The sequence below is a fragment of the Enterococcus sp. LJL90 genome (genome assembly GCF_056924355.1).
Window position 1 is genome coordinate 1 of record NZ_JBXPBQ010000037.1, and the last position, 2,526, is coordinate 2,526.

Below are 2,526 nucleotides of genomic sequence, written 5' to 3' on the forward strand. Positions count from 1 at the left end.
TTTTTCGAATGAGAACAGTGTCTTGATCGCGAAGTGTCGGCATCATACTATATCCATTTATTACCACTATTTTAAATAAGAAGAAAAACAAAATCAGAGCAAGAAGACTAGCCATGACGATTGCATAGAAAAAGTCTTGAATGATATGCTGTTTTTTACTCCTTCTTCTCTTCTTTTTTGAGCTAGATTTCTTCTGATAACTAACGTTTCTACGACCAGATTTAGATAATTTAACTGCCTTATTCGTGGGAAGAGACTTTTGATTGGATTTAGAGCTTTTCTTCTTTTTACTTTTAGATGTCCTTTGTATAGACAAAGATTTTTTTTTTTTCTAGTCGTCATTTGGTGTACCTTCATCTTCTAGAGCGGTTTGATTAATTCTAAAGTAATCGAATGCAGCAGTTTCGTAGGTAATGACTTTCGAAATATCTGTAGTAAACTCGTCTACTAAAGTAGGATTTCCATAGAAATTTCCACTCTCACGTGTCGCATTCATACCTAATTGGGCTAGTGAAGCGTAATAGCGATTAAGTGTAGATTGTCCATCCGTTGTATTAATTGTACTTGCCTTATTCGATGTATACGCCGACAAACTTGTTGCTAAGTAGCGAATGTTTTGTTGGGAAGCTTCTTCGGTTTCAGATTGATTGGCTGCTTTTTCTAATTCGCTTTGAAAATCACGGACAAGAAAATAAGAGCGTACAATAGCTTTTTCATCTTCTGCAGACAAATTTATAGATTGATAATACAAACTATAGGCTCCTACACCACCGGATAAAAAACCTAAAGCGAAAAAACAACTTACGAAATAAATCCCTCTCTTACGTTTAGAGTTTAGACTTTTACATAGTTGAGACCAACGTTGTTTTTTTTTCTTTTTACGTGGAGGCTTTCTAGGAAGAGCTTTAAGTTTTTTTGTTGTGAGGATTACTTGAACAACAAAACCCAAAGCACTAAAAATAAAAATTAAGCTGAGCGTTATCAGTCCCATAATGAGCCAAGTAATTATACTCATTTATTTGTCTCCTTCTCTGTCTATCGTCTCTTCTTATTTAGGAGAACGTTTTTTTTTCTGATTCATTTTTCTTTTTTTTATAGAATCTTTCTTTTTTTTCTTACGTCTCACCCATCTAACTATCACAAACAGAAGAAGAACGAATCCAAAAAAAGCACCCACAAGACTCGCAACGACACCCCAATTAATTGTAGTATCTTGTTCTAAGCCGACGTCTCGTTCATTAAATTCTTGAGCCTCTCCCTCAGTTATCTCAAACTCTTCAGTCCATTCCCATCTCATATCTCCTGATGTGGCAAGGACATGTGCCGTATAGGTTCCCGGAACCATTCGATCCCCATTCATACTAATCGGGAAATCAATGAGAGAGTTCGGGGCCATTCTCATCCCAGTTGTTTTCGCTTCATACAACACTTCGCTACTTCCAGCGGAGGAAATTTGGGCCTCTATTGTCAGATCATTAAGAAAGGTTGCGACTACATTGGAAAGATTAACAAAAATAGTATTACGATAATTAGATTGACCTGCGTAAGCAGAATTATATTGCATATCTGGGGTTAGCTCGATGTCGTTTTCCTGCAAGACTATGGAAATAGCATAGGCATACTGATTAATAACTTGAGAGCCATTCGTTTCGTCCACATTATCTGTTTGACCGGCCTTCATCAATCGTAATCCTCCTGTGATAATTCCGTCAAAACTTGTTTCAGGCATTTTGATAGAAAAAGTGACTTCTTTTGTCTCTCCCCCTGCTAAGTCAACGCTAGCAGGACCACTTACTATATCTTCAAATGGAAACATGAGAGAGGCATCATTATCAATCGTATCATTATTCCATTCTATACCGCCTGATCCATTTGTTTTTGCGCCATTTAATTGTAATTCTACCGTAATCGCCTCTGTACCTGGATTACTTAACGTAATGGTGATTTCTTGCTCCTGTCCAGGTGTCATCATTAGTCGATAATAATTCAAAGAAGTATCTACCTGGTTTTCAGGGAAATTCAAGGCATACGTGAAACCAGTGGATACCTCTGAGTTATCGGAGGTTGCTTCAACCTTCACGGGATAAGAACAGCTAATCAAACCAAGCAAGATTACAAGATAGACAATAGGTTGTAAGACAAAATGGTGTCTTTTATTCGTAATTGGAAAAAATAGGGATAAATTTTTCATTATGTATAGAATTCTCCTTATAAGAAAAACAAGTTGACAAGATTCTTGCCAACTTGTTTTTTTCTATTTTAAAGTCAAGTTTATGCGAGTGCCCCCATTGTCCAAGTCACTACAGCTGTATACGTTCCTTTAGTCATAGAGTTTGCGACAGAAGTTGGAATCGTTAAGTTGACAGAAGAACCGACGGTTCCGACGGTTGTGTCAGTTGCGCCAGTACCGTCTATTGTGCTACCCCATTCAAGCGTCCATTGACCAGAACCAGTTCCAGCAGCTGCTGTAACAAATGTCTTAGCTCCACCGTCAATAGAAAGTGTTTGAGTTGCTGTTTTACCTGA

General features: G+C 37.5%; 4 protein-coding genes. All 4 read right to left on the bottom strand.

Going from position 1 to position 2,526, the window contains the following annotated elements:
* The coding region (locus tag AC1Z3S_RS19895) for a S26 family signal peptidase (RefSeq protein WP_461741820.1) at window positions 1-316 on the bottom strand (316 nt) is incomplete at its 3' end.
* 15 nt (window positions 317-331) lie between these two features.
* Complete coding sequence (locus AC1Z3S_RS19900) at window positions 332-1,015, bottom strand: hypothetical protein (RefSeq protein WP_265460366.1); 684 nt, start codon at window positions 1,013-1,015, stop codon at window positions 332-334.
* A gap of 33 nt (window positions 1,016-1,048) precedes the next feature.
* Window positions 1,049-2,191 (bottom strand): WxLIP family cell surface protein, encoded by a 1,143-nt coding sequence (locus AC1Z3S_RS19905; RefSeq protein WP_461741821.1) that lies wholly within the window; start codon window positions 2,189-2,191, stop codon window positions 1,049-1,051.
* An 80-nt stretch (window positions 2,192-2,271) separates the two neighbouring features.
* The coding region (locus tag AC1Z3S_RS19910; protein WP_461741822.1) for a WxL domain-containing protein at window positions 2,272-2,526 on the bottom strand (255 nt) is incomplete at its 5' end.

Excerpts from the sequence above, each read along its gene's own strand:
- AC1Z3S_RS19900 (WP_265460366.1), bottom strand. The coding sequence starts at position 1,015 with ATGAGTATAATTACTTGGCTCATTATGGGACTGATAACGCTCAGCTTA.
- AC1Z3S_RS19905 (WP_461741821.1), bottom strand. The coding sequence starts at position 2,191 with ATGAAAAATTTATCCCTATTTTTTCCAATTACGAATAAAAGACACCAT.